The organism is Micromonospora sp. NPDC049101 (assembly GCF_040648675.1).
Taxonomy (GTDB): domain Bacteria; phylum Actinomycetota; class Actinomycetes; order Mycobacteriales; family Micromonosporaceae; genus Micromonospora.
In genome coordinates this window covers 24,212-48,585 of record NZ_JBEZED010000035.1, presented here as the reverse complement: position 1 = coordinate 48,585, position 24,374 = coordinate 24,212, and the positions used below count along the sequence as shown (strand labels likewise).

The window sequence follows — 24,374 nt, the reverse complement described above, 5'->3', positions numbered from 1 at the left end:
TCACTGCGCGATCTGCTTGATCTCGAACGGCACCGGCTGCTGCGCGAGGTGCGGGTGCTCGGCACCGGCGTACACCTTCAGCTTCTTGATCAGCTGACGGCCGAGCTTGTTGTGCGGGAGCATCCCCTTCACAGCCAGCTCGATGGCCCGCTCGGGGCGCTTGGTCAGCAGCTCGTCGTAGCCGATCTGCTTCAGACCACCCGGGTAACCGGAGTGGCGGTAAGCAACCTTGGTCTGGCGCTTGTTGCCGGTCAACGCAACCTTGCCCGCGTTCACGATGACGACAAAGTCGCCCGTGTCGACGTGCGGCGCGAAAGTCGGCTTGTGCTTACCACGCAGCAACGTGGCGGCGTGGGTGGCCAGGCGGCCCAGCACGACATCAGAGGCGTCGATGACGTGCCACTGACGCTCGATCTCACCCGGCTTCGGGCTGTACGTACGCACAGGTCTACCTTGTCTCGTCGTCGGTCTGGGGTCGCGCGCCGAGGTGACCAGATCTTGCAGGCCGGACCAGCGCGCACGAACGACCAAGCGTACCTGATAGGGCACGCCTCTGGATGTCGTACAACAGCAGGCAACGATACCCGGCGCGGTGTCCGCAGGTCAAAACGGGGGTGCGGTGCCGCCCGGCGACTCGCCGAGGGTGGCCCAGCTCACACGCTGGCGAGCCGGTCGGCACCCGGACGACGGTAGACGACCCAGGTGACCGCGAAGCACAGCGCGTACCAGCCGATGAAGGCCACGTAGGCGGCGTCGGCGTTGCCGGAGCCGAGGAACGACTGGCGGAACGCGATGTTGACGAGCACCCCACCGGAGGCGCCGATCGCACCCGCGATGCCGATCAACGCGCCGGTCATCCGCCGCGCCCAACGAGCGGCGTCCTCCGGATCGCGCCGGCCGTCGGCCACCGACTCCGCCGCCCGGGCCCGGAAGATCGCCGGGATCATCTTGTAGGTGGAGCCGTTGCCGATGCCGGAGAAGACGAAGAGGGCGAGGAACCCGGCCAGGTAGAGCCCGAACGACTGCTCCCGGGCCGCGTACAGGACGGTGCCCGCGCCGGCGGCCATCGCCACGAAGTTCCAGAAGGTCACCCGGGAGCCGCCCAACCGGTCGGCGAGGTGCCCGCCCAGCGGCCGGATCAGCGAGCCGATCAGCGGGCCGAGGAAGGTCAGCCAGGCCGCGTCGACCGGGGTGGGGAACCGCTCGGCGAACTGGAGTTGGAGCACCTGACCGAAGGCGAACCCGAACCCGATGAACGAGCCGAAGGTGCCGATGTAGAGCAGCGACATGACCCAGGTGTGCGGGTCGCGGGCCGCCTCGCGCAGCGCGCCCGGCTCGTTGCGCGCCCCGGGCACGGTGTCCAACCAGCGGGTCGCGGCCAGCGCGGCCAGCACGATCAGCGGCAGGTAGACCGCCGGGACCAACCGGGGGTACGCGGCACCGGCGGTGGCGAGGACCGCCAGCCCGACCAACTGCACCGCGGGTACGCCGAGGTTGCCACCCCCGGCGTTGAGCCCGAGGGCCCGGCCCTTGAGTCGCTGCGGGTAGAACAGGTTGATGTTCGCCATCGAGGAGGCGAAGTTGCCGCCGCCGACGCCGGTGAGGCAGGCGAGCACCATCAGGGTGGTGTAGGACACCCCGGGCTCCAGCAACACCGTCATCGGCACCGTGGGCACCAGCAGCAGCAGGGCGCTGATGGTCGTCCAACGCCGTCCGCCGAACCGGGCCACCGCCAGCGTGTAGGGCAGCCGCAACACCGCCCCCAGGGCCGCCGGGATGGCGGTGAGCAGGAACTTCCCGGCCGGGTCGATGCCGTACGCGGGGCCGAGGAAGAGCACCGTCACCGACCAGAGGCTCCACACCGAGAAGCCGACGTGCTCGGCGAAGATCGAGACCCAGAGGTTGCGCCGGGCGATCGGCGCGCCGGTCGTCTGCCAGAAGTCGGGGTCCTCGGGACGCCAGTCGTCGAGCCGCCGCCCGCGCGCGGTGGCGGCCGGCGGCGCGGCGGTGACTGCGGTGCTGGTGAGCGTGCTCACGGCGGCTCCTTCTCGTCGATGTGACGAGGAGAAACGCTAGGAACGCCTGATTACCTGGCAGTGCCCGTCCTGGGTCGGCCCGGAAACGGGGACCGCACGACGGGCCGGTGGCGATGGTGAGCGCGTGCCGCCCGGGCGCGCGGTCAGAGTTGTTGGAGGATGCGCAGCGCGCGGCCGACCCGGAGCATGGTGTCGGTGTCGGCGACGTCCACGCAGTCGGTGAACCACTTCTTCATCGGCGATGATATGCGGTCGGGCATCACCACGTACCGGCCCATCGCCACGGCGAGCGGCGAGTCGCGCAGCAGCGACTCCTCGACCACCTCGACCACGATCACGATGGGCACGTCTGTGGAGTTGTAGACGTCCGAGCTGATCACGAGGCCGAGGCGTTCCCGGGCGCCCTCGATGCGCCAGACCTCTCCCCTACGCAGCACGCGGTCGTCCGCCGGAGAGCAGGTCGTTGACCATGCCCACCTCGCGGGCGTCGGCGAGTGCGGCGGACTCCAGGTCCAGGCCGGCGCGGCCCACGGCGGCGGCGTGCGCGGTGAAGACCTCGCGCAGCGCCTTCTCGCGGGCGGCCTGGTCCATCCAGGCGGAGAGCGACAGCCCCTCGCGCTTGGCGAACCGCCGCGCCTCCTCGATCGTCTCGTCGGTAAACGACAGAGTCACCTTGGCAGTCATGCCGCTGAGACTACCCAGCGGTATGACCGTCAGTCATCCCCGTGGGGCGCACACCCACCTTCGGCGTCGAAACGCCCATTCCGGCTCAGGTCACCGGACCCGGCCACCGAACACCGCGAAGCGCCACTCCTTGAAGTAACAGTCGACGTCGACCAGGCCGGCCTCGGCGAGCCACCGGCACTGGTCGGTGACGGTCGCCGGCAGGTCGTGCCGCATCCGCCCCCGGGAGCCGGCGATCTCCTCGGGGGACGCGCCCAGCTCGGCGATCCGTTCCATCCACACCTCGTCGTAGCGCCGCTCCAGCTCCGGGGTCGGCCCGGCGACCTGCTCGGCGTTGACGAACACCCCGCCCGGTGCCAGCGCGTTGGCGGCCCGCCGGTAGAGCGCCTGCTTGCCGGCGTCGTCCAGGTGGTGGATCGCCAGCGCGCTGACCACCGCGTCGTACCGGCCCGGCGGCAGCTCGCCGGACAGGTCGGCCAGCACGGACCGGTGCGGCACGTCCCGGTCGCGCAGCTGCTCGGTGGCGCGCGCGAGCATCGCCGGCGCTCCGTCCACCAGGGTCAGCCGGACTCCGGGCACCGCCGCGGCGAGCAGCAGCGAGAGCAGGCCGGTGCCGGCGCCCAGATCCAACACCTCCGGGGTACGCCCGGCGGCGAGCGCGGCGCGCAGCGGTGGAGCGGCCACCTGGACGGCGGTGCCGTAGAAGGCGTCGAAGCAGGGAATCAGTCGCCGGCGCTCCTCGTCGTAGGTGCCGGCCACCGCGTCGAAGACGTCCACCACACCCATCGCATACTCCCATTTAATGAGACGATTTTCCCACATGGTAAGCGAGACGAGCGGGACAAGCACCGCACTGCCCGCTGCGTGGGACGTGGGCGGCTCGGGCCACGGATGGCGAACGGCAGGTCGGCCGACACCACCCATCCGCCACGCCCGCTGCCCCGGTGCGGTGTGAGCCCCACTTGACAGGACCGAAACAGAAGGGACCCGGACTGGAAACGGCCTGGCGGCACGCTTTGCCGACATGACAGACGGTGCACGGTCGGCAACTCGACCGGGGTCCACACCCCGGCAGGTGGCGACGCACTGTCCGTACTGCGCGCTTCAGTGCGGGATGGTGCTACGCGAGGACGACACCGGGGTGACGGTCCATCCCCGCCAGTTCCCCACCAACCGGGGCGGGCTCTGCCAGAAGGGCTGGACCTCCGCCGAGTTGCTCGACCACCCGGAGCGGCTGACCACCCCCCTGGTGCGCGACCCCGCCACCGGTGCGCTGCACCCGGCAAGCTGGGACGTCGCCCTCGATCGGGTCGTCGCGGGCATCCGCGCGGTGCAGGACAATGCCGGCCGGGACGCGGTCGCCGTCTTCGGCGGCGGCGGCCTGACCAACGAGAAGGCGTACGCGTTGGGGAAGTTCGCCCGGATCGGGCTCCGCACCCGGCACATCGACTACAACGGACGGTTCTGCATGTCCTCGGCGGCAGCCGCCGGGATGCGCGCCTTCGGCATCGACCGGGGGCTGCCGTTCCCGCTCTCCGACCTGGGCCGGGCCGACACCTTGCTGCTGGTCGGCGCGAACCCGGCGGAGACCATGCCGCCGCTCGTGCGCTGGCTCACCGAGCAGCGCGGCAACGGGGGTCAACTGATCGTCGTCGACCCCCGGGTCACCGCCACCGCCCGCCAGGCCGACCTGCACCTGCAACCACTGCCCGGCACCGATCTCGCGGTGGCCAACGCACTGCTGCACATCGCCCTCACCGAGGGTTGGATCGACCGGGAGTACGTGGCCGAACGCACCTCCGGGTTCGAGGCGGTCCGCCGCAGCGTCGCCGCCTGGTGGCCGGCCCGCGCCGAACAACTCTCCGGGGTGCCGGTGGCCGACCTGGAGGCGACCGCCCGGGCGCTGGGCACCGGCGGTCGAGTGATCATCCTGACCGCCCGTGGTGCCGAGCAGCACGCCAAGGGCGTGGACACCGTCAGCGCGTACGTCAATCTCGCCCTCGCCCTCGGTCTGCCCGGTCGCGACGGCTCGGGTTATGGCTGTCTCACCGGCCAGGGCAACGGCCAGGGTGGGCGGGAGCACGGGCAGAAGGCCGACCAACTCCCCGGCTACCGGAAGATCGACGACCCGGTGGCCCGCGAGCACGTGGCGGGCGTCTGGGGAGTGCCGGCCGACGAGCTGCCCGGTCCGGGTGTGCCGGCCTACCAACTGCTCGACTCACTCGGCACACCGGCCGGCCCCCGGGCGTTGCTGGTGTTCGGCTCGAACCCGGTGATCTCCGCCCCCCGGGCGGCACGGATCGAGAGCCGGCTGCGCGACCTCGACCTGCTGGTCGTCGCGGACCTGCTGCTCTCCGAGACGGCCGCGCTCGCGGACGTGGTGCTGCCCACGGCGCAGTGGGCCGAGGAGGACGGCACCATGACCAACCTGGAGGGTCGGGTGCTGCGTCGGCGCGCGCTCCGCCCGCCCCCGCCGGACGTCCGGACCGACCTGGCCATCATCTCCGACCTCGCGGCCCGGCTGGCGTCCGCCGAAGCAACGGACACCGACGTCGCGGCGACGCGGTTCCCCGCCGATCCGGCCGCCGTCTTCGCCGAGTTGCGCCGCGCCTCGGCCGGCGGGGCCGCCGACTACGCCGGCATCAGCTGGGCCCGGATCGACGCCGACGACGGCGTCTACTGGCCCTGCCCGACCGAGGACGGGCCGGACACGCCGCGGCTCTTCGCCGACCGGTTCGCCACCCCGGACGGCCGAGCCCGGTTCCACCCCGTCGACCACCGGCCCGCCGCCGAGGAAGTCAGCGCCGCGTACCCGCTGCACTTCACCACCGGCCGCGTGCTGGCGCAGTACCAGTCCGGCACCCAGACCCGCCGGGTGGCCGCGCTACGCCGCGCTGCCGGTGAGGCATTCGTCGAGCTGCACCCCGACCTGGCCGCCCGGTTGGGCGTCGACGACGGAGACCCGGTGCGGGTCACCTCGCGCCGAGGTGAGTTGTGCGCCCCGGCCCGACTCAGCGCCGGGATCCGACCGGACACGGTGTTCGCCCCGTTCCACTACGCCGGGGCCGGGCGAGCCAACTCGGTGACCAACGACGCGGTCGACCCGATCTCCGGGATGCCCGAGTTCAAGATCTGCGCGGTCCGGGTGGAGAAGGCATGACCGCCCGGGTGGTGATCGTCGGCAACGGGATGGCGGGTGCCCGCCTCGCCGGAGAGCTGCACGCCCGGGAGGGCGACCGGAAGGTCACCGTGCTCGGGGCGGAGCCGCACCGGGCGTACAACCGGATCATGCTCTCCACCCTGCTGGCCGGCCGGGTCGACGAGCCGGACGTGGAGCTGACCGAGGCCGCCGGGCACGGCATCGACCTGCGCACCGGCGTACCGGTGACCGGAGTCGACAGGTCCGCCCGGGAGGTCCACACCGCCGACGGCGAACGCATCGGCTACGACCACCTGGTGCTGGCCACCGGGGCGCGGGCGGTGGTGCCGCCACTGCCCGGCCTCGACCCGGCCGACCTGCCGGAGCGGGTGGTCCCCTTCCGTACCCTGGACGACTGCCGACGGATCCTCGCCGCGGCGGACGGCGCCCGCAGCGCGCTGGTGCTCGGTGGTGGCCTGCTCGGGTTGGAGGCCGCCCGCGGCCTCGCCGCCCGCGGGCTGACCACGACCGTGGTGCACCCACGCGGGCACCTGATGGAACGGCAGCTCGACCCGGCGGCCGGTGCGGTGCTCGCCGGCACGCTCGCCGGTCTCGGCGTCACCATCCAACTGGCGGTGCCGGCGATCGGCGTGGCCGCGGACGCCACCGGCGTCCGCCTCGACCTGGCCGACGGTCGGACGCTGCACGCCGACCTGCTGGTGCTCTCCTGCGGCGTCCGCCCGGACACCGCCCTGGCGCAGGCGGCCGGGTTGAGCGTCGGCCGTGGCGTGATCGTGGACGACCGGCTCCGCACCAGCGACCGGTCCATCTCGGCGATCGGCGACTGCGCCGAGCACGACGGCGTGCTCACCGGGCTTGTCGCACCCGCCTGGGCCCAGGCCCGGGTGCTCGCCGACGTGCTCACCGGGACGGACCCGCTGGCCCGCTACCGACCCCGGCCGGTGGTGACCCGGCTCAAGGCCGCCGGGATCGACCTGGCGTCGATGGGTGACCCGGTGGGCGGCGGGCCGGGTGAGGAGCTGACCTTCGCCGACCCGAGCCGGGGCACGTACGCCCGGTTGCGCATCCAGGACGAGCGGCTGGTCGGGGCGATCCTGCTCGGCGACAACCCGGCCGTCGGCACGGTGATCCAACTCTTCGACCGCGGCCACCCGGTGCCGACCGACCGGCGGGCACTCCTGCTGGGCCGGGCACTCGGCACGGTTGGCGCGACACCGGCCGCGACTCCGGCACTGATGCCGGACGGGGCCACGGTCTGTCAGTGCAACTCGGTGAGCAAGGGCGCTCTGGTGCGCAGTTGGCGTTCCGGGGCCCGCACGGTCGACGCGGTGACGGCCGCGACCCGGGCCGGCACCGGATGCGGCGGTTGCCGCGACGCGGTGGGCGGCATCGTCGACTGGCTCAGCCAGGCGGAATCGGTGGAGGTGACGCGATGAACGGCGGCGAACTGGTCGTCATCGGCAACGGCATGGTCGGGCAGCGGTTCGTCGACGCGCTGCGCGCCCGGGACCCGCAGGGGCACTGGCGCGTGACCGTGCTGGCCGAGGAGGGGCGTCCGGCGTACGACCGGGTGCGGCTCTCGGCGTACTTCGACGGGGTGAGCGAGGACGAGCTCAACGTGCACACCCCGCACGAGGGGGTGCGGCTGCGCCTCGGTGAGCCGGTCACCGCCCTCGACCGGGAGCGGCAGGTGGTGACCACCGCCGTGGGCGAGTACCGCTACGACGCGCTGGTGTTGGCCACCGGGTCGTACCCGTTCGTGCCGCCGGTGCCCGGGGCCGACCTGCCCGGCGTCTTCGTCTACCGGACCCTGGACGACCTGGCCGCGATCCGGGAGTACGCGCGGGGCCGGCGGGTCGGCGCGGTGATCGGCGGTGGGCTGCTCGGTCTGGAGGCGGCGAACGCCCTGCGGCTGCTCGGTCTGAGCACCGACGTGGTCGAGTTCGCGCCCCGGTTGATGCCCGTGCAGGTGGACCAGGCCGGCGGTGCGATGCTCCGCCGCTACGTCGACGACCTGGGCGTGCGAACCCATCTCGGAGTGGCCACCACGGCGATCCGGCCCGGCCCGGACGGCGCGGTCGCCGCCCTGGAACTCTCCGACGGCAACGCGGTCGACGCCGAGCTGGTGGTGGTGGCCGCCGGCATCCGGCCACGCGACGAGCTGGCCCGGACGTCCGGTCTGCCGGTGGGTCCGCGCGGTGGGGTGCTCGTCGACGAGACGTGCCGCAGCGCCGACGAGCGGATCTGGGCGGTCGGTGAGTGCGCGGCGGTCGACGGCACCTGCCACGGCCTGGTCGCGCCGGGGTACGCGACGGCCGAGGTGGTGGCCGACCGGCTGGTCGGTGGCGCGGCGACCTTCCCGGGCGCGGACACCGCCACCAAGCTCAAGCTGCTCGGCGTCGACGTGGCCTCGTTCGGTGACGCCCACGGCACGACCCCGGGCTGCCTGGACGTCACGTTCACCGACCCGGCCACCCGGGTCTACGCGAAGCTGGTCCTCTCCGACGACGCGCACACCCTGCTCGGTGGGGTGCTGGTTGGCGATGCCAGCGCGTACCCGACGCTGCGGGCCAGCGTGGGCGGTCCACTGCCGGCCGCGCCACTGGCGTTGCTCGCCCCGGAGGGCGGTGGCGCGGACGCCGGCGCGTTGCCCGCCGCCGCCCAGGTCTGCTCCTGCAACGCGGTGACCCGCGGCGACGTGGACGCCGCCATCGCCGACGGTTGCGCCGACGTGCCGGCGTTGAAGGCGTGCACCAGGGCCGGCACCAGTTGCGGGTCCTGTGTGCCGATGCTCAAGCAGCTGCTGGACGCGGCCGGGGTGGTGCAGTCCAGTGCCCTCTGCGAGCATTTCGACGTCAGCCGACGGGAGCTGTTCGAGATCGTCCGCGTGCGCGGCATCCGCACCTTCTCCCAGCTCATCGCCGAGCACGGGCAGGGGCGCGGCTGCGACATCTGCAAGCCGGTGGTGGCGTCGATCCTCGCGTCGCTGGGCACCGGGCACGTGCTCGACGGTGAGCAGGCGTCGTTGCAGGACACCAACGACCACTTCCTGGCCAACCTGCAACGCGACGGCAGCTACTCGGTGGTGCCCCGAATCCCGGGCGGCGAGATCACCCCGGAGAAGCTGATCGTGATCGGCGAGGTCGCCCGGGACTTCCAGCTCTACACGAAGATCACCGGCGGGCAGCGGATCGACCTGTTCGGTGCGCGGGTGGAGCAGTTGCCGCAGATCTGGCGGCGGCTGGTGGACGCCGGTTTCGAGTCCGGCCACGCGTACGGCAAGGCGCTGCGCACGGTGAAGTCCTGCGTGGGCGAGACCTGGTGCCGGTACGGGGTGCAGGACTCGGTGGGACTGGCCGTCGCGTTGGAGCTGCGCTATCGGGGGCTGCGCGCCCCGCACAAGCTCAAGTCCGCGGTCTCCGGTTGCGCCCGCGAGTGCGCGGAGGCACGCAGCAAGGACTTCGGCATCATCGCCACCGAGACCGGCTGGAATCTCTACGTCGGTGGCAACGGCGGCTTCCGGCCCCGGCACGCAGACCTGTTCGCCACTGACTTGTCCACCGAGGCGCTGATCACGCTTATCGACAGGTTTTTGATCTACTACATCCGCACCGCCGACCGGCTGCAACGCACCGCCGGCTGGATCGAGGCGATGGACGGCGGCCTGGACCACCTGCGCGCCGTGATCGTGGACGACTCGCTGGGGCTCTGCGCCGAGCTGGACGCGGCGATGGCCCGGCACGTGGCGACGTACTCCGACGAGTGGCGCGACGTGCTCGACGACCCGGATCGGCTGCGCCGCTACACCTCCTTCGTCAACGCCCCCGACGTGCCCGACCCGTCGATCACCTTCGGCCGGGAACGCGGCCAGCCGGTGCCCGTACACGACCACCCCCCGACCGGATCCGAGCCGATCGACGGGCACCGTCGGCAACCGGTCACCCTCGGCCTACCGGAGGTACGGCGATGACCCAGACCATCACGCTGCCCTGGACCACCGTCTGTCCCCTCGACCGGTTGGACCCGGATCGGGGCGTCGCCGCCCTGGTCGACGGGGTGCAGGTCGCCCTCTTCCGAACCACCGACGGGCTGTTCGCGATCGACAACCGCGACCCGGTCTCCGGGGCGTACGTGCTGTCCCGGGGCATCGTCGGCAGCCGTGGCGGAGTGCCGACGGTCGCCTCACCGCTGCACAAGCAGGTGTACGACCTGCGCAGCGGGGACTGCCTCGACCTGCCGGGGGTTACCGTGCGGCGGCACGACGTGCGCTGCCGCGACGGGCTGGTCGAGGTGCGGCTGCGACAGGAGGGTTGATGCGGGAAGAATTGGCGGGCTTCACCATCGGGGTGACCGCCGACCGGCGGCGCGACGAGTTGGCGGCGCTGCTCGAACGGCGGGGAGCGCGGGTGGTGCTCGCCCCGGCACTGCGGATCGTGCCGCTGTCCGACGACACCGAGCTGCGCGAGGCGACCCGCGCCTGCCTCGACCAACCGCCGGACATCCTGATGGCCAACACCGGCATCGGCATGCGCGGGTGGCTGGAGGCGGCCGAGGGCTGGGGGCTGGCCGAGCCGCTGCGTTCGGTGCTGGCCAACTCGTACGTGGTGGCCCGGGGCCCGAAGGCGCGCGGCGCGATTCGTGCGGCCGGTTTGCACGACCAGTGGTCACCAGCCTCGGAGAGCTGCGAGGAGGTCGTCGACCACCTGCGCCGACGCGGCGTGGCCGGGCAGGTGGTCGCCATGCAGCTGCACGGTGAGCGGCAGCCCGAGTGCACTCTCGCGTTGGAGGCGGCCGGCGCCACGGTGATCGAGGTGCCGGTCTACCGCTGGGCCCCGCCGACCGACCCGGCGCCGCTGCACCGGTTGATCGACCTGATCACCAGCCGGTTGGTGGACGCGGTGACGTTCACCTCGGCACCCGCGGTCGAGGCACTCCTGCGCGCGGCCGGGGACCGTACCGACGCGGTGGTGTCCGCGTTCCGCGGTGACGTCCTGGCCAGTTGCGTCGGCGCGGTGACCGCCGAGCCGCTGCTGCGCTACGGGGTGCCGGTGAGCGCGCCGGGCCGGGCTCGACTGGGGGCTCTGGTGCGGACCATCGTCGACGAGCTGCCCCGCCGGACCATGACGTTCAAGGCCGGCGGGCACCTGCTCACGCTGCGCGGGCACGCCGCCGTGATCGACGGCGAGTTGCGGCCGCTCGCCCCCGCCCCGATGGCGGTGCTGCGGGCGCTGGCCCAGTCCCCCGGCCGGGTGCTGTCCCGCACGGCGCTGCTACGGACGCTGCCCCGGGGCGCGGACGAGCATGCCGTGGAGATGGCGGTGGCCCGCCTCCGGGCTGGCCTGCGCGCGCCGCGCGTGGTGCAGACAATCGTGAAGCGCGGCTACCGGCTCCGCGTCGACTAGCGCGCGTCTGTCACGGCCGGCCGGTGGGTGCCGGCCGTGACGCCACGCGTCAGCCGACCGGCGTGGGGAAGCCTCGCCCGTGCTCCGCCTGGAGGCGCAGCATGGCGTGCTCGACGACAGTCACCAACACCTGCTTGACCGAGTCCCGGTGCCGGGCGTCGGTCATCACCAGCGGCACCTGCGGCGAGATGGCCAGCGCCTCGCGGACCTCCTCCAGCTCGTACTGGGGAGCACCGTCGAACCGGTTCAGCGCCACCACGTACGGCAGGTTGCGGTTCTCGAAGTAGTCCAGCGGGGCGAACGCGTCGGTGATCCGGCGGGTGTCGACCAGCACGGCGGCACCCACCGCACCTCGGATGATCTCGTCCCACATGAACCAGAACCGGGTCTGACCGGGTGTACCGAAGAGGTACAGGATCAGGTCCTGGGCCATGGTGATCCGGCCGAAGTCCATGGCGACCGTGGTGGTCTCCTTGCCCGGCACCTTGGACGGGTCGTCGATGCCGACACCCGCCGCGGTCATCAACGCCTCGGTGGTCAGCGGTGTGATCTCGGAGATCGCCCCGACCAGTGTTGTCTTGCCGACGCCGAAGCCGCCCGCGACGACGATCTTCGCGGAGACGATTCCCCGGCCTGGCCGCCCCCCAGCGGGGTCATAGCCTGCGAAGTCCACTTAGCACCCTTCCAAGCAGTTCCATCCGCTCCTCGAACCCCTCGGCGGGAGCAGCAGTGTGTAACGTCAGCAGGCTCTCGGCCACCATGTCGGCGACCAACACCCGGGCGACGCCCAGCGGCATCCGGGTGTACGCGGCGATCTCCGCCAGCGACTGTGCTCGGCCCTCACAGACCGTGGCGATGCGGTGCTTGTCATGCCCGGCGAAGCGGGACTCGGCAACCTGGGTGGGAGACGCGGTGAGGACTGCCTCGAGGGCGATGTCCTGCCGAGGCTCGGTACGACCCCGGGTGACCGCGTACGGACGCACCAGCGCGCCACGCGGGTCAGCGCGCCTTTGGTCCATCCCCGATCACCTCCTCGTCCCCTGCGGAGCCGCTGTGTGCCGCCTCCCGTTCCTGACTCGGCGCGCGGCCGAGCGCCTTCTTCTCGGTGCTACGAGCGCACCGCGTCGCGCGGCAGCGGCACCAGCGCGGCACCCACCCGCTCGACCAGCAGCGCCATCTCGTAACCCACCTGGCCCACGTCGCAGCTGCGCGCGGCCAGCACGGCCATCGACGACCCGTCGCTGATCGACATCAGGAAGAGGTATCCGCTGTCCATCTCGATGACTGTCTGCAACACCCCGCCCGCGCTGAACATCCGGGCAGCGCCCTCGGTCAGGCTCACCACGCCGGAGGTGATCGCGGCGAGCTGGTCGGCCCGGTCCCCCGGTAGATCCCGGGAGGACGCGAGCAGCAGCCCGTCGGCGGACACCGCCACCACGTGGGCGATGCCCGCCACGCTGTCGGCGAAGTTGGTGAGCAGCCAACCCATGTCCTGCATGGCAGCTGGCCTGTTCATCGGCTCTCCTTGGTCGAGGTGCTGTTCAGGTCCGTTCCGGCCGTCCGACCACGTTGTACACCGCGGTGGTAGGCCGACAACAGACCGCGTACTTCATCGGGGGTCCGCCGGCTGCGGTCCCGGCCGCTCTTCGGTTCGATGCCACCCGGCACGAGCTGCGCCTGCGGCACCCGCTTGGGCAGCCCGGAGCGGGTGGTCCCGGCGGGGGCCGGCTCGGCGGCCCGGCTGGCCCGGGACCAGCCCTCGTCCGCCGCCGTCCGCCAGGCATCCGGGTCCACGGGGGGCGCGGTAGGCGTGGCGGGAGCGGCCGGTGCCGGCCGGGCTGCCGGCGGCGGCGCGTACGACGGCGGGGTGCCGAACCCGCCGGTGGTCGCGCTGCCACGGCCCCCGGTGCCCGGCGTGGTGGTGCCGTCGGTGTTGGAGCTGCCCGGGGTGCGGGTCGGCAGGGGCGGTCGGGCCGGTGCCGTGGTCGGCGCGGACGCGGCACTCGGCTGGCCGCTGCTGCCCGTGCGCATGCCGGCGTCGGCCGGGGCGGCGGGCGCTGGCGGCTCGTCGAACGAGGGCCGGGTGAAGATCGCGGTGGCGTCGTCGCCGTGCGACCGGAACCAGACCGCCTCCATCTCCCGGAAGATCGGCGCCTCGGCCGGGAAGTCGGGCCGGTTGGTGACCGGTGCGGCGGGCACCGACGGCGCGGGCGGCGGTGCCACCGCGCCGGCGCCGGCGACCGGGCCGACCGGCAGACCCGGGGCGCCGCGCCCGTCCGCCGCCTCCGCGGTCGCGCCGCGTCGGGGCAGCGGATCGATGGTCGGGTAGGCCACGGTCGGGCCGCCCGCCGAGGCACCCGCGCCGGTGCCGAACGCGGGCCGCGCCGGCGGGAGCGGGGCGACGGGTGTCGGGGCGGCCGGTGCCGGCGAGCGGGTAGCGCCGAAGCCACCCGCCTGTACGGCCGGGGTGGTGTCCCGCGAGTCCAGCGGGGACTGCCACTGGGCCGGAGCCGGCGTGTTGGTGCGCCACTGGTCGGGTAGGGTCGCCGCCGCGGTCGCGGCACCGGCGTACTGCTCGCGGTGACCGGCCGGGGTGAGCGGCGTCTGCTCCACGGCCATCGGCTGACGCGGCCGGGTGAGCACCTGGTCGCGGCCCCGGCTGCTGGGCAGCACCACGGTGGTGGCGGGCAACGTCACCTGGGCGACGGTGCCACCCTCGACGTTGCGACGCAGCTCCACGCGGATGCCGTAGCGGGAGGCGAGCCGACTGACCACGGCCAGACCCATCAGCCGGAACGCGGCGACGTCGACGCTCGGCGGGGCCGCCAGCCGGCGGTTGAGCGAGTCGAGCTGCTCGTCGGTGAGGCCGAGCCCACGGTCCTCGATCTGGATCAGCACGTAGTCGCGGATCCGGCGCCCGTCGGCGACCACGGTGGTGTTCGGCGGTGAGAAGCGGGTGGCGTTGTCGAGCAGTTCGGCGACGAGGCGTACCACGTCGTTGACGGCGTGCGCGGCCACCGAGATGTCGGTGTCCACCGTGCCGAACTCGATGCGGTTGTAGAGCTCCACCTCGGACTGGGCGGCGCGCAGCACGTCCACGACAAGCGCGTCGTCGCGGCGCGGCACGGCGGAGTCGGCGCCGGCCAGGACCAGCAGGTTCTCGTCGTTGCGGCGCATTCGGGTGGCCAGGTGGTCCAGCTCGAAGAGCTGCGCGAGCCGCTTCGGGTCCTCCTCGCCGCGCTCGATCGCGTCCAGCTCGCCGATCATCCGGTCGACCAGGGTCTGACTACGACGTGCCAGGTTGAGGAACATCGCCGAGACGCTGGTCCGCAACGCGGCCTGCTCGGCGGCGACCCGCACCGCCTCGCGGTGGACGACGTTGAAGGCCAACGCCACCTGACCGACCTCGTCGCGGGTGTTGAGCTGGATCGGGTCGCGCACCTGGCGGACGATCTCCTCCACTCCGCCGTCGCCCACGCTGCCCATGGTCTGCAGCCGCCGCACCGCGTCGGGCAGGTCGTGGTTGGCCACCGAGAGGGCACCCTCACGGAGCCGGCGCAGCGAGTGGTTGAGCGAGCGGGCCAGCACCACGGCCAGCGACACGGCGATGATCAGGGTCAGCAGCACCAGGATCGACTCGATCGCGGCCTGCCGGATGACGTCCGAGCGGGCCTGGTCGGCCTGCTGGAGCAGCCGGTCCTGCAGTTGGATCTCGGCCCAGCGCATCAGGTCGTTGACGGCGCCGATGGCGGCGGTGGCGTCCTGCGCGGTGACCAGCGGGCGCTGCCCGACCGACCGGGTGATGTCGTTGGCGACCCGGTCGGCCAGGCCGACCGCGTCACCGGAGACGGTGCTGTCGACCAGGGCGCGCTGCACCGGGTCGGCGGCCAGGGAGAAGGCGACCAGGGCCTCCTGCTGACTGGTCAGCGTGGCCACGAAGGAGGAGAACTGCTCCGAGTCGAGTTGGCCCGCCGTCAGCGCGGTGAAGGCGACCGCCTCCTCCTCGGCGACGGAGGCCTTGGCGCGGGCGAACGCGGAGACCGCGCGGCGGCTGTCCGACAGGCTCTCGTCGCCGGGCAGCTGGGCCAGGCCGTCACCGTAGGCGACCAGGTCGGTGAGGATGACCCCGTAGCGGAGCACCGCCTCGGCGACCGCCATCTGCCGGCGGTCCAGCACCTTCTGGCGGGTGCCGTCCAGAGTGGCGAGGTGGTCGTCGATGGTGGCCAGCCGGTCCCGCAGGGCCGCCGGCACCTCGCCGATCCGGCCCCGCTCGGCGCGGTACTCGTCCACCTTCTGTTGCGTCTGGCGGACCCGCAGGTTGTACGCGTCGGCCGGCTGCTGCGGGGTGGCCAGGTAGGCCGCCGCGGCCATCCGCTCGGCCTGGAGGTCCTGGGTGAGCGCGCTGACGTCGATGGAGAGCGCCGTCAGTGACCGGGCTCGGGTGGCGTCGAAGGCACCCTCGCCAACGGAGATCAGCCGGACCGTGGCCAGCGCGATCACCGCCGCCACCGGGACGACCAGGATCAGCGCCAGCTTGGACCGGATCCGGGCGTCGCGCAGTCGCGGCATCCGCCGGCGGGTGGGCCGTGCGCTGTCGCCGAGCGCGGGCAGGGTCGTCGGTCCGGTGCTCACGACATCGCCTCCGTCGTTTCTTCCCCACCTGACCCGCCGAGCCATGCCGTAAGCGGAGGGGACCACGCGCGGCACGGCCGCGATTTCATCAGAGAAGATCCTGTTTGGGAAGCCGCAGTGAGGTAGGAAACGGTCGGACGGAGCGCATCCCGTGATCCGGGCAACTGATACCTTCATTTCCGCAAGCCCCTGAACAGGGCATGTAACTCCTGAGTGGTCACGCGTGTATGCAAAGTGAGCTTTTGCAAACATTGCGTTACCCCAGCATGTGGGATGGCCGTCCCGAAAGTGCTGCCGGGGTCCGCGCTTGACCACAGCGCCGGCCATTGGCAAGGTTTTGCAGGCTTCGCGCACACCGTACGGCAGAGGAGATCCCGTCTTCCACTGAGGACGGATTAGCGGCGGTGACCGGGCAGCGCCCGCGCCCGCACCTGGAGGACTGAGTTGAGCCCCATCCGCTCCGCGACCATCGCGGCGCTCGCATCGGCCGTAGTGGCCACCACGCTCACCGGCTGCCAGTTCGGCGGGGCGGAGCAGGACACGAGTCCGATCGTGATCGCTGCCGACCTCGAACTCTCCGGCGCCGCCGCCCCCGTCGGGCGGGCATACCAGCGCGCGCTGGAACTCAAGAGGGACCAGTTGAACTCCTCCGGAGCACTGAACAACCGGAAGATCGAGCTGAAGGTGAAGGACAACCGTTCCGACCCGGCCGAGTCACTTCGCAACATCGTCGACTTGAGCGGCGATTCTCGGGTCAGCGCCATCATCATGGGTGGCTGTAACGAATGCGCGGTCGGTGCGGTTGGGACCATCAACGAGAAGCGGATTCCCACCATTGCGCTCGCCGCTTCCGGCGCCATCGCCAGCCCGGCGGCGGAACGGCGCTTCGTGTTCAAGCTCGGCCCCAACGCCCCGGACAGCGCTGCCGCGCTGACCACGGAACTGCGTCGCAACAACATCCGCAAGGTGGGTGCGCTCTTCAGCGACGACGACTACGGCCGGGAGGGCGCGGCCGCACTCCGGAGTGAGCTGGTCAAGGCCAACATCACGCTCCGCGAGCAGCGGGCCAAGACCACCGACACCGACGTCAGCCAGCAGATCCAACAGCTCACGGCGACCAAGCTCGACGCGCTGGTCTTCTGGACGCCGCCGGAGCAGGCGACACTGGCCGCCACAAGCGCTCAGCAGACCACCTTCCGCGGGTCCCTCTTCTTTGACGCGGGTGCGGCCGGTGACCTCTTCCTCGGTGCGGCGGCCAGGGCGACCGAGCGGGCCACGCTGATCTTCACCCAGACGATGGTGATCGACGACGTGATCGCGACGACCCCGGCCAAGGCGGCGCGGCGGCAGTGGTTCCAGGACTACACCGCACGCTACGGCGGGTACAACGGGTCCTCGTCCTTCGCGGCGGACGCCATCCAGCTGATCGCCGACGCGGAACTTCGCGCCGGCGGGGAGGCCGGGAAGGTGAACCGTACCGGCATTCGGGACGTGCTCGAAACGTCCCAGATGGACGGCCTGTCGGGCCCGATCCGAATGACGCCGGACAACCACAGCGGTCTGATGCCGCAGGCGCTCACCACGCTGGTGGCCCGCAACGGCCGCTGGCGCCTGGCGGGATAACAGGCCGCGGTAATTCAGAAACCGCGACGTCACGGAAACCGAGTCGATCGAGAAAGGGCCGGCCTCCCGATGGGGGCCGGCCCTTCGCGTTTCCTGTGCGCTCAGCGACTGCTGGTGGTCTCGCGGACCCAGGGCAGGGCGATCCGTTCGGTCAACACGAGCGCCGAGTAGAGCAGGATGCTCACCAACGCCACCAACATGATCGCCGCCCAGGCGGTGGCGGTGTCGCCGACGCCCGCGTACTGCGTGATGACGTAGCCGAGGCCACTCTCGCCGGCCTGGAACTCACCGATCACCGCGCCGATCGCGGCCAGTGGCATGGCCACCTTGAGCCCGACGAAGATCTGCGGCAACGCGGCCGGGAAGCGCACCTTGCGGAACGCCTGCCAGCGGGAGGCGTTCCAGGAACGCACCAGCTCGGCCAGGTCGGCCGGCGTGGTGGTGAGCCCGGTCGCGGTGGAGAGCACGATCGGAAAGAAGCAGAGCAGGAACACCATGGTCAGGATCGGTCTCTGACCCCAGCCCAGCGCCACCACCAACAGCGGGCCCAGCGTGATCTTCGGCACCGCGTTCACCGCGACCAACAGCGGGGTGAACATCCGCTCCACCGTTCGGGAGCTGGCCAGCGAGAGTCCGATCAGGATGCCGGCCGCCGCCGACAGCGCGAAGCCGACAAGGATCTCCAGCAGGGTGTCCCAGGTGTGTTCCAGCATCTGGGCGGGCTTGTCGACGAACGCGGTGAGCACGTCGCCAGGCGGTGGCAGGGCCGCGGGGTGGACCAGCTCCAGCCGGGCGATCAGCCACCACGCCGCCAGGGCGACCAGGAGGCCGGCCGCGGGCAGCAGCGCCGCCCCGGCCCCGGAGCGGAGACCGGCGCCTCGACCTGCCCGCCCCGCCTCGGGTCCGACACCCACGGGTGGGGATGCCGCCACCGCCGGGTCCACCGACCGGACGTCGGTCATCTTGTCCTCCTCGAAATCCCACGGCCCCCGGGGGCCGACGAGCGACGGGGGTACGCCCCACCGGAATTCGGCGGGACGTACCCCCGGGTGACGACCGGACGATCAGGCCTTCGGCGCGAGGCTGAAGTCGATGATCTGCTCGGGGGTGATGTTCTGCTTGAGCGCGCCGGCGCCCTGCAGGATCGCGATGCTCTTGGCGACCCGGCCGCTGTCCAGGGTGCCGATCGCGGTGCCGGTGTTGCCGGACCGGACGTACGCGGCCATCAGCTCCAGCTCGGCGGCGGCGGCGACCGGGTTGGCGGCGTCGACGTTCTTCTTCAGGATCTCGCCGGCCTCCTTCGAGTTGGCCAGGCTGTACTCCAAGCCCTTGAGCAGCGCCGTGGTGAACCGCTTCACCATCTCGGGCTTCTCCTTGGCGATCTTCGAGGAGGTGATCAGCACGTTGCCGTAGAGGTCCTGCATCACGTTGCTGTACGGCAGCATGACGGCCTTCTTCTTGGCCACCGCCTCGATGGTCGGCTGGCCGACGACGAACTGGCCGATGCCGTCCACCGCGCCGGAGGCGAGCGTGCCGATCAGGGCCTGCGCCTCACCGTTGACCCAGGTCACCTTGCTCGCGTCCACACCGGCGAGCCGGGCGTACGTCGGGAAGAGGTTGCGGACCACCGAGCCGGGGGTGTCGGCGAGCTTCTTGCCCTCCAGGTCCTTCGGCGAGGCGATGTTCTTGCCCTCGACCGAGGCGATGCCGGCCATGGTGCGCTGCTGGATCGCGGCCACCACGGTGAAGTCCTTCGCCTGGCCGTTGCCGACCTGGAGCAGACTGCCGGTGAGGTCGACCGGGCCGAACTGGGCCTGGCCACCGACGATGGTCTGGATCACGCCGCCGGTGCCCTGACCAGGCTTGATCTCGACGTCGAAGCCGGCGTCCTTGAAGAAGCCCTTCTCCTTCGCCACCCAGGCGTAGGAGTCACGGCCGAAGTTGCCGAAGGAGGTGAGGTAGATCACCTTCTCCAGCTCCCCACCCTTGCCGCCCTTGGCGTCGTCCGACGAGTCCGACCCGCTGCTGCAGGCGGAAACGAGAGCGAGGGCGGTGGCCAGCGCGGCCGTAGCGACCGTACGGGTCAGCCTTCTCATCAGTAGCACCATGTCCTTTCCAACCGGGGCCGACAGGCCGCCGGAGGGGGTTGTCATGACGGGCCGGCGGGAGGGGTGGAAGCCGGACGCCGCCGTCGTGGGGGGACTCTTCGCGGGCACAGCGTACGAGAAAGGCACAGTTGCGACGCCAGGCGTATCGGGTTGCGGATCGGAAACAACCTCATGACCACCCCGGACGGCTCGATAGGCAGACACGCCGCTAGCCTTTGTCGGATTCCTGACCGACCACTTAGCGGAGGTGCGCCGGAGATGATCCGACTGACCGGGGTGTCCCGTACCTTCGAGGGCCGATCCGGCCGGGTGGAGGCGCTGCGGGGCATCGACCTCGACGTCGCCGAGAGTGAGTTCGTCGCCATACTCGGTCGCTCCGGCTGCGGCAAGTCCACACTGCTGCGGTTGATCGCCGGGCTGCTCCCACTGACCGCCGGTGAGATCACCGTGGCCGGTACGCCGATCTCCCGTCCCCGCCAGGACATCGCCATGCTGTTCCAGAAGCCGGCGCTGCTGCCCTGGCGCACCGTGCTGGACAACGTCCTGCTGCCGGTGGAGATCTTCGGCTGGAGCCGCGCCAAGCACCGCGAGCGGGCCCGGCAACTGCTCGACGTGGCCGGGCTGGCCGGGTTCGAGAAGCGGCTCCCGCACGAGCTCTCCGGCGGCATGCAACAGCGGGTGTCGCTGTGTCGGTCGTTGATCGGTGAGCCCCGGGTGATGCTGATGGACGAGCCGTTCTCCGCGCTGGACGCGCTCACCCGCGAGGAACTCTCCGGCGAACTCCAGCGGGTGCACATGGAGAACAAGCCGACGATCGTCTTCGTCACCCACTCGATCGACGAGGCGGTGCTGCTCGCCGACCGGGTGGTCGTGCTGAGCCCCCGCCCCGGACGGATCCGCAAGGTGGTGGACGTCGCCATCCCCCGACCCCGCACCCTGGGCCGCAACGCCCACCTGGCCGACGTCGCCCGCGTCAGCGCCGACCTCCACGAGCTGCTGATGGAACGCGAGCAGCCGGCCGCGGCCGGCGCGGAAGGACGATGAGCATGCGGGTGTCGGTCTTCACCGAGCCGAACCGTGGTGCCAGCTACGAGACGCAACTCCGGTTCGCCCGACTGGTCGAGGCGTGCGGCTACGAGGGCTTCCTGCGCGCCGACCACTACCAGTCGATGGGTGCCGACCCGGGCCTGCCCGGCCCGACGGACGCCTGGCTGACCCTCGCCGCGCTGGCCCGGGAGACCGAGCGGATCAGGCTCGGCACCCTGGTGACGTCGGCCACCTTCCGCCTGCCCGGCCCTCTCGCGGTGATGGTCGCGCAGGTCGACCAGATGAGCGGCGGCCGGGTCGACCTGGGCATCGGCGCCGGCTGGTACGAGCGCGAGCACACCTCGTACGGCATTCCGTTCCCGCCGGTCGGCGAACGCTTCGACCGGCTGGCCGAGCAGCTTGAGGTGATCACCGGGCTGTGGCGTACCCCGGCCGGTGAGACCTACAGCTTCAGCGGCGACCACTACCGCCTGGTCGACGCGCCGGCCCTGCCCAAGCCGGTGCAGGTGCCCGGGCCGCCGATCATCGTGGGCGGGCGCGGCCCCAAGCGCACCCCCGAGCTGGCCGCCCGGTACGCCGACGAGTTCAACATGCCGTTCAAGTCCGTGGCGGACACCGCCGCGGCGTTCGACCGGGTGCGTGAGGCGTGCGAGCGCACCGGTCGGACGGAGTCCGGTCGAGCGCCGTTGGTGCTCTCCGCCGGGCTCGTCGTGGCCATCGGCCGGACCGACGCCGAGGCCCAGCGCCGGGCCGCACCTCTGCACGAGAAGAGCGCGCTGCCGCCGGAGGACCCGGTGGTCGGCTCGCCCGCGCAGCTCGCGCAGCGGATCGGCGAGTTCGCCGCGATCGGCGCCACCCGCGTACACCTGCGCCTGATCGACTTCGCGGACCTCGACCACCTCGAGCTGATCGCCGCCGAGGTGCTCCCACAACTGGACGGAGAACGATGACCGACGTGATCGACGGAACCGAACTCGGACCGGTGGGCCAGGAGATCGTGTACGAGAACGACCGGGTCCGGGTCTGGCACATCCGGCTCGAGCCGGGTGAGCGGCAGCCGCTGCACCGGCATGATCACCCGTACCTGGTGGTGGCGATCGAGGGCGCGAAGAACGTCGTGCAGACCATCGACGGCACCCGGATCGACGCCGACGAGCCCACCGGCGGAGTGGTCTACCGGGACCCGGGAGCCGTGCACATGCTCACCAATGTCGGAGACACGACTTACCTGGCTCGACTGGTCGAACTCAAGTAGACCCGCCGAACGGCGAGCCGGCGCGCCGCGCGGCGCGCCGGTGGCGGTCCGGTGTACAGGGTGCGTAACGTGCCGGACATGGCCTTTCGGACCTGGGGCAGACTGCTGCTCACGGCGCTCGGGGTGAGCGTGCTGGCCGGGGCCGGCCAGCTCGGCGTCGCGTACGGTTTCGGCATCGTCCGGCTGACCGGCGCCTTCACCGGTACGACCGTCAACCAGTGGCCCGCCCAACTCGTCTGGGTCGGCTGGTTCGCCGCGAACGCCGCAGTCGTCGGCGCTGTCCTGACCGGACGCCTCGCCCGCAGCGACGCTCCGGCAGCCAGCACCCGCCGGCAGTTGGCGATCGGCGGCGCGGCGGCACTCGGCGCCGTCGTCATCGCCCCGCTCTGCATGCAGCCCGCCCGCGCCGCGGAGTTGATCTCCGTTGACCCGGTCTGGGCGGTGGGCATCTGCGCCGTACTCGGCGCGGTGATCGGGGCGGGCGCGGCGATCGCCGTCCAGCTCCGGCCCGAGCTGGGCTGGAACATGGCGGCGGTGGCCGGCGCGGTCTGGCTGCTGGCGCTGATCTCCGTCCTGCCGTCGCTCGGCACGGCCGGGCCGCTGCCGACCGTCCGGCTCGGCGTGCTGGAGCCGAGCTGGCTGGACGACGCCGCCGCGCAACGGCTGGCACTGCTCCTGCTGCCCATCGTGGCGCTGCTGGCCGGTGCCGCGACCGCCGGGTTGGCTCGCTGGCGGGGGCAGGAACCCCTGATCAGCGGGGCGACCGGGGTGGCCGGTCCGGTGCTTGTGGCGTTCGCCTACCTGACCGCCGGTCCGGGTGACTCCGTGGACCGCTACCAGGTGAATCCGTACTACGGCGCGCTGATCGCGATCCTCGCCGGCGCGCTCGGCGCGGCCGCCGCCGCGTTGCTGCGCTGGCCGTCGCGCGCCCGCACCGCGGGATCCGCGGCGATCGAGCCCACCGACATCCTGGGCGCGCTGCCGACCGGCCCGGCCCTACCCAACGCCGCGTCGGCGAGCCCGGCGAACGACGAGGCCACCGCCAACCGGACCGACGCGCCGGAACCCGCCGGGTCGCCGACCGTCGCGCCGCCAGCGGTCGGGTCGCCAGCGGTCGGGTCGCCAGCGGTCGGGTCGCCACCCGGAGAGCTGGCCGGCTCCGCGCCAGGTCCGCGTGCGGCCGGCGGCTCCGATGGTGTACGCACCGTCCCGGCGCACTGGGACTGGCCGGCGACCACCGCGAGCGGCCAGCACGGTTCGACTCCCGCCGTGCCGGCGAAGCCCGCGAGCTGGCTGACCGATCCGACCGGTGAGTTCACCGCCAGACGGCAAATGCCCTCGTTGAGCCGGGATGATGTCATCTCCCCGGCCGAGACCACGCGCCCGGCCAAACCCGCCGACACCAGCCCGACCGGCACCACGGCCGGACGCGCCGACGCCGCCGATCCGACAGCTGGTCCGGCGGCCGACGAGCCGACCGGCAGCATCGCGGCGAGCACCAGCGCAACGCCGACCGGCGGACGCACCACCGCCCCGACGGGAGCCGCTTCGACCGGCTCGGAGACACCCGGCGCCGGCACCGTCAGCACGGGCACGAGCAGCACGGCAGCAGCCGGCGCAGGCGCAATCAGCTCGGAACCCGTCGGCGCGACCGCCGCCAGCACGGGAACTACCGGTGCGGACGAGGTCAGCACTGGCACGACCGGCACGACCGCCACCAGCACGGAAACCTCCGGCACCACCGCCGCCAGCACGGAAACCTCAGGCGCGACCGCCGCCAGCAGCGGAACATCCGGTGCGGCCAAGGTCAGCACGGATCCCACCGGCGCGGTTGCCTTCAGCACGGGGACAGCCGGTACGGACGAGGTCAGCACGGGAACTGCCGGTGCTGTTGCCGCCAGCACGGGGGCAGCCAGTGCGGACGAGGTCAGCGCGGGCCGAGCCAACATGGACGGGGGCAGCGCGCACGGGACCAGCACAGACGGGGTGGATGCGCCGCTGACGGTCAAGCCCCGCCGAGTCCGTAAGCCGAAGGCCAGCCCGCTGGCCACCACAAATCCGGCCGACGGTGCGCCGGCATCGGGGTCGACGGGCACCGACGAGACGGCCGCCGGCACCGACGTGCCCGACGAAGAGGGCCAGGGCTCCGAGTCCGGCCCGGTCACCGAGGCCACCCCGACCGCCGCGAGCGCAGCAGCCCCGACCACCAGAACCGGTCGGACAAGAACCCCCGTCACCCCGACCCCCACGACCGGCCCGACGAGGACACCCACCCCGACCAGCACCGCCGGCCCGACGAGAACGCCCACCCCCACCACCACCGCCGGCCCGACCAGAACACCCACCCCCACCACCACCGCCGGCCCAACCAGAACACCCACCCCCACCACCACCGCCGGCCCAACCAGAACACCCACCCCCACCACC

General features: G+C 72.1%; 21 protein-coding genes. 10 read left to right on the top strand and 11 right to left on the bottom strand.

Annotated elements, in window-relative coordinates:
* The 5 genes from rplM to AB0B57_RS32715 all read right to left on the bottom strand — a co-directional run bounded on the left by rplM (window position 1) and on the right by AB0B57_RS32715 (window position 3,506).
* On the bottom strand, window positions 1–444 hold the full coding sequence (gene rplM, locus AB0B57_RS32735) for a 50S ribosomal protein L13 (RefSeq protein WP_053653864.1): 444 nt from the start codon (window positions 442–444) through the stop codon (window positions 1–3).
* A 209-nt stretch (window positions 445–653) separates the two neighbouring features.
* Window positions 654–2,036: a nitrate/nitrite transporter gene (locus AB0B57_RS32730; RefSeq protein WP_357078779.1), complete on the bottom strand. Its 1,383-nt coding sequence runs from the start codon at window positions 2,034–2,036 to the stop codon at window positions 654–656.
* Window positions 2,037–2,179: 143 nt separating this feature from the next.
* The gene (locus AB0B57_RS32725) at window positions 2,180–2,473 is read right to left on the bottom strand and encodes a hypothetical protein (protein WP_354823974.1); all 294 of its coding nucleotides are present in this window, start codon (window positions 2,471–2,473) and stop codon (window positions 2,180–2,182) included.
* Window positions 2,463–2,720, bottom strand: coding sequence for a DUF6364 family protein (locus AB0B57_RS32720; RefSeq protein WP_088950199.1), 258 nt, complete (start codon window positions 2,718–2,720; stop codon window positions 2,463–2,465). The genes AB0B57_RS32725 and AB0B57_RS32720 overlap by 11 nt, the downstream gene beginning before the upstream one ends.
* Before the next feature lie 90 nt (window positions 2,721–2,810).
* On the bottom strand, window positions 2,811–3,506 hold the full coding sequence (locus tag AB0B57_RS32715) for a class I SAM-dependent methyltransferase (RefSeq protein ID WP_357078774.1): 696 nt from the start codon (window positions 3,504–3,506) through the stop codon (window positions 2,811–2,813).
* Between the two features lie 238 nt (window positions 3,507–3,744).
* On the opposite strand from AB0B57_RS32715, the gene AB0B57_RS32710 reads away from it, so the two are divergent.
* Genes AB0B57_RS32710 through AB0B57_RS32690 form a run of 5 tightly spaced genes read left to right on the top strand, consistent with a single transcriptional unit; the run spans window position 3,745 to window position 11,282 of the window.
* Entirely contained in the window at window positions 3,745–5,880 is a 2,136-nt protein-coding gene (locus tag AB0B57_RS32710) for a molybdopterin oxidoreductase family protein (RefSeq protein WP_357078771.1), read from the top strand.
* Entirely contained in the window at window positions 5,877–7,316 is a 1,440-nt protein-coding gene (locus AB0B57_RS32705; RefSeq protein WP_357078768.1) for an FAD-dependent oxidoreductase, read from the top strand. The genes AB0B57_RS32710 and AB0B57_RS32705 overlap by 4 nt, the downstream gene beginning before the upstream one ends.
* Window positions 7,313–9,850: a nitrite reductase large subunit NirB gene (gene nirB, locus AB0B57_RS32700; RefSeq protein ID WP_357078765.1), complete on the top strand. Its 2,538-nt coding sequence runs from the start codon at window positions 7,313–7,315 to the stop codon at window positions 9,848–9,850. Before AB0B57_RS32705 ends, nirB begins: the two co-directional genes overlap by 4 nt.
* The gene (nirD, locus tag AB0B57_RS32695; RefSeq protein ID WP_357078762.1) at window positions 9,847–10,194 is read left to right on the top strand and encodes a nitrite reductase small subunit NirD; all 348 of its coding nucleotides are present in this window, start codon (window positions 9,847–9,849) and stop codon (window positions 10,192–10,194) included. Before nirB ends, nirD begins: the two co-directional genes overlap by 4 nt.
* The gene (locus tag AB0B57_RS32690; RefSeq protein ID WP_357078759.1) at window positions 10,194–11,282 is read left to right on the top strand and encodes a uroporphyrinogen-III synthase; all 1,089 of its coding nucleotides are present in this window, start codon (window positions 10,194–10,196) and stop codon (window positions 11,280–11,282) included. Before nirD ends, AB0B57_RS32690 begins: the two co-directional genes overlap by 1 nt.
* A gap of 49 nt (window positions 11,283–11,331) precedes the next feature.
* Here the strand turns inward: AB0B57_RS32690 and AB0B57_RS32685 are convergent, their stop codons facing one another.
* The 4 genes from AB0B57_RS32685 to AB0B57_RS32670 form a co-directional block, all read right to left on the bottom strand.
* Window positions 11,332–11,955 carry an ATP/GTP-binding protein gene (locus AB0B57_RS32685; RefSeq protein WP_184178649.1) on the bottom strand — a complete coding sequence of 208 codons (624 nt, stop codon included), beginning with the start codon at window positions 11,953–11,955 and terminating at the stop codon, window positions 11,332–11,334.
* Window positions 11,936–12,301: a DUF742 domain-containing protein gene (locus tag AB0B57_RS32680; protein ID WP_007465174.1), complete on the bottom strand. Its 366-nt coding sequence runs from the start codon at window positions 12,299–12,301 to the stop codon at window positions 11,936–11,938. The genes AB0B57_RS32685 and AB0B57_RS32680 overlap by 20 nt, the downstream gene beginning before the upstream one ends.
* Before the next feature lie 89 nt (window positions 12,302–12,390).
* Window positions 12,391–12,798 carry a roadblock/LC7 domain-containing protein gene (locus tag AB0B57_RS32675; protein WP_007465177.1) on the bottom strand — a complete coding sequence of 136 codons (408 nt, stop codon included), beginning with the start codon at window positions 12,796–12,798 and terminating at the stop codon, window positions 12,391–12,393.
* Window positions 12,795–15,914: a sensor histidine kinase gene (locus AB0B57_RS32670; RefSeq protein WP_357078756.1), complete on the bottom strand. Its 3,120-nt coding sequence runs from the start codon at window positions 15,912–15,914 to the stop codon at window positions 12,795–12,797. Before AB0B57_RS32670 ends, AB0B57_RS32675 begins: the two co-directional genes overlap by 4 nt.
* Window positions 15,915–16,358: 444 nt before the next feature.
* Between AB0B57_RS32670 and AB0B57_RS32665 the strand changes: the two genes are divergently transcribed.
* On the top strand, window positions 16,359–17,537 hold the full coding sequence (locus tag AB0B57_RS32665) for an ABC transporter substrate-binding protein (protein ID WP_357078753.1): 1,179 nt from the start codon (window positions 16,359–16,361) through the stop codon (window positions 17,535–17,537).
* A gap of 101 nt (window positions 17,538–17,638) precedes the next feature.
* Here AB0B57_RS32665 and AB0B57_RS32660 read toward each other — a convergent pair whose 3' ends face one another.
* Window positions 17,639–18,499: an ABC transporter permease gene (locus AB0B57_RS32660; protein WP_357078750.1), complete on the bottom strand. Its 861-nt coding sequence runs from the start codon at window positions 18,497–18,499 to the stop codon at window positions 17,639–17,641.
* 102 nt (window positions 18,500–18,601) lie between these two features.
* Window positions 18,602–19,633 carry an ABC transporter substrate-binding protein gene (locus AB0B57_RS32655; RefSeq protein WP_357078747.1) on the bottom strand — a complete coding sequence of 344 codons (1,032 nt, stop codon included), beginning with the start codon at window positions 19,631–19,633 and terminating at the stop codon, window positions 18,602–18,604.
* Window positions 19,634–19,903: 270 nt separating this feature from the next.
* Here AB0B57_RS32655 and AB0B57_RS32650 point away from each other — a divergent pair, with 270 nt between their 5' ends.
* The 4 genes from AB0B57_RS32650 to AB0B57_RS32635 form a co-directional block, all read left to right on the top strand.
* Complete coding sequence (locus tag AB0B57_RS32650; RefSeq protein WP_357078744.1) at window positions 19,904–20,689, top strand: ABC transporter ATP-binding protein; 786 nt, start codon at window positions 19,904–19,906, stop codon at window positions 20,687–20,689.
* 2 nt (window positions 20,690–20,691) lie between these two features.
* Entirely contained in the window at window positions 20,692–21,642 is a 951-nt protein-coding gene (locus tag AB0B57_RS32645; protein WP_357078876.1) for an LLM class F420-dependent oxidoreductase, read from the top strand.
* Complete coding sequence (locus AB0B57_RS32640; RefSeq protein WP_007465195.1) at window positions 21,639–21,947, top strand: cupin; 309 nt, start codon at window positions 21,639–21,641, stop codon at window positions 21,945–21,947. The genes AB0B57_RS32645 and AB0B57_RS32640 overlap by 4 nt, the downstream gene beginning before the upstream one ends.
* A 78-nt stretch (window positions 21,948–22,025) precedes the next feature.
* Window positions 22,026–24,374 (top strand): hypothetical protein (locus tag AB0B57_RS32635; protein ID WP_357078740.1); only part of this gene is annotated, 2,349 nt, incomplete at its 3' end.

Excerpts from the sequence above, each read along its gene's own strand:
- AB0B57_RS32720 (WP_088950199.1), bottom strand. The coding sequence starts at position 2,720 with ATGACTGCCAAGGTGACTCTGTCGTTTACCGACGAGACGATCGAGGAG.
- AB0B57_RS32715 (WP_357078774.1), bottom strand. The coding sequence starts at position 3,506 with ATGGGTGTGGTGGACGTCTTCGACGCGGTGGCCGGCACCTACGACGAG.
- AB0B57_RS32710 (WP_357078771.1), top strand. The coding sequence starts at position 3,745 with ATGACAGACGGTGCACGGTCGGCAACTCGACCGGGGTCCACACCCCGG.
- AB0B57_RS32705 (WP_357078768.1), top strand. The coding sequence starts at position 5,877 with ATGACCGCCCGGGTGGTGATCGTCGGCAACGGGATGGCGGGTGCCCGC.
- nirB (WP_357078765.1), top strand. The coding sequence starts at position 7,313 with ATGAACGGCGGCGAACTGGTCGTCATCGGCAACGGCATGGTCGGGCAG.
- nirD (WP_357078762.1), top strand. The coding sequence starts at position 9,847 with ATGACCCAGACCATCACGCTGCCCTGGACCACCGTCTGTCCCCTCGAC.
- AB0B57_RS32690 (WP_357078759.1), top strand. The coding sequence starts at position 10,194 with ATGCGGGAAGAATTGGCGGGCTTCACCATCGGGGTGACCGCCGACCGG.
- AB0B57_RS32680 (WP_007465174.1), bottom strand. The coding sequence starts at position 12,301 with ATGGACCAAAGGCGCGCTGACCCGCGTGGCGCGCTGGTGCGTCCGTAC.
- AB0B57_RS32675 (WP_007465177.1), bottom strand. The coding sequence starts at position 12,798 with ATGAACAGGCCAGCTGCCATGCAGGACATGGGTTGGCTGCTCACCAAC.
- AB0B57_RS32660 (WP_357078750.1), bottom strand. The coding sequence starts at position 18,499 with ATGACCGACGTCCGGTCGGTGGACCCGGCGGTGGCGGCATCCCCACCC.
- AB0B57_RS32655 (WP_357078747.1), bottom strand. The coding sequence starts at position 19,633 with ATGAGAAGGCTGACCCGTACGGTCGCTACGGCCGCGCTGGCCACCGCC.
- AB0B57_RS32650 (WP_357078744.1), top strand. The coding sequence starts at position 19,904 with ATGATCCGACTGACCGGGGTGTCCCGTACCTTCGAGGGCCGATCCGGC.
- AB0B57_RS32645 (WP_357078876.1), top strand. The coding sequence starts at position 20,692 with ATGCGGGTGTCGGTCTTCACCGAGCCGAACCGTGGTGCCAGCTACGAG.
- AB0B57_RS32640 (WP_007465195.1), top strand. The coding sequence starts at position 21,639 with ATGACCGACGTGATCGACGGAACCGAACTCGGACCGGTGGGCCAGGAG.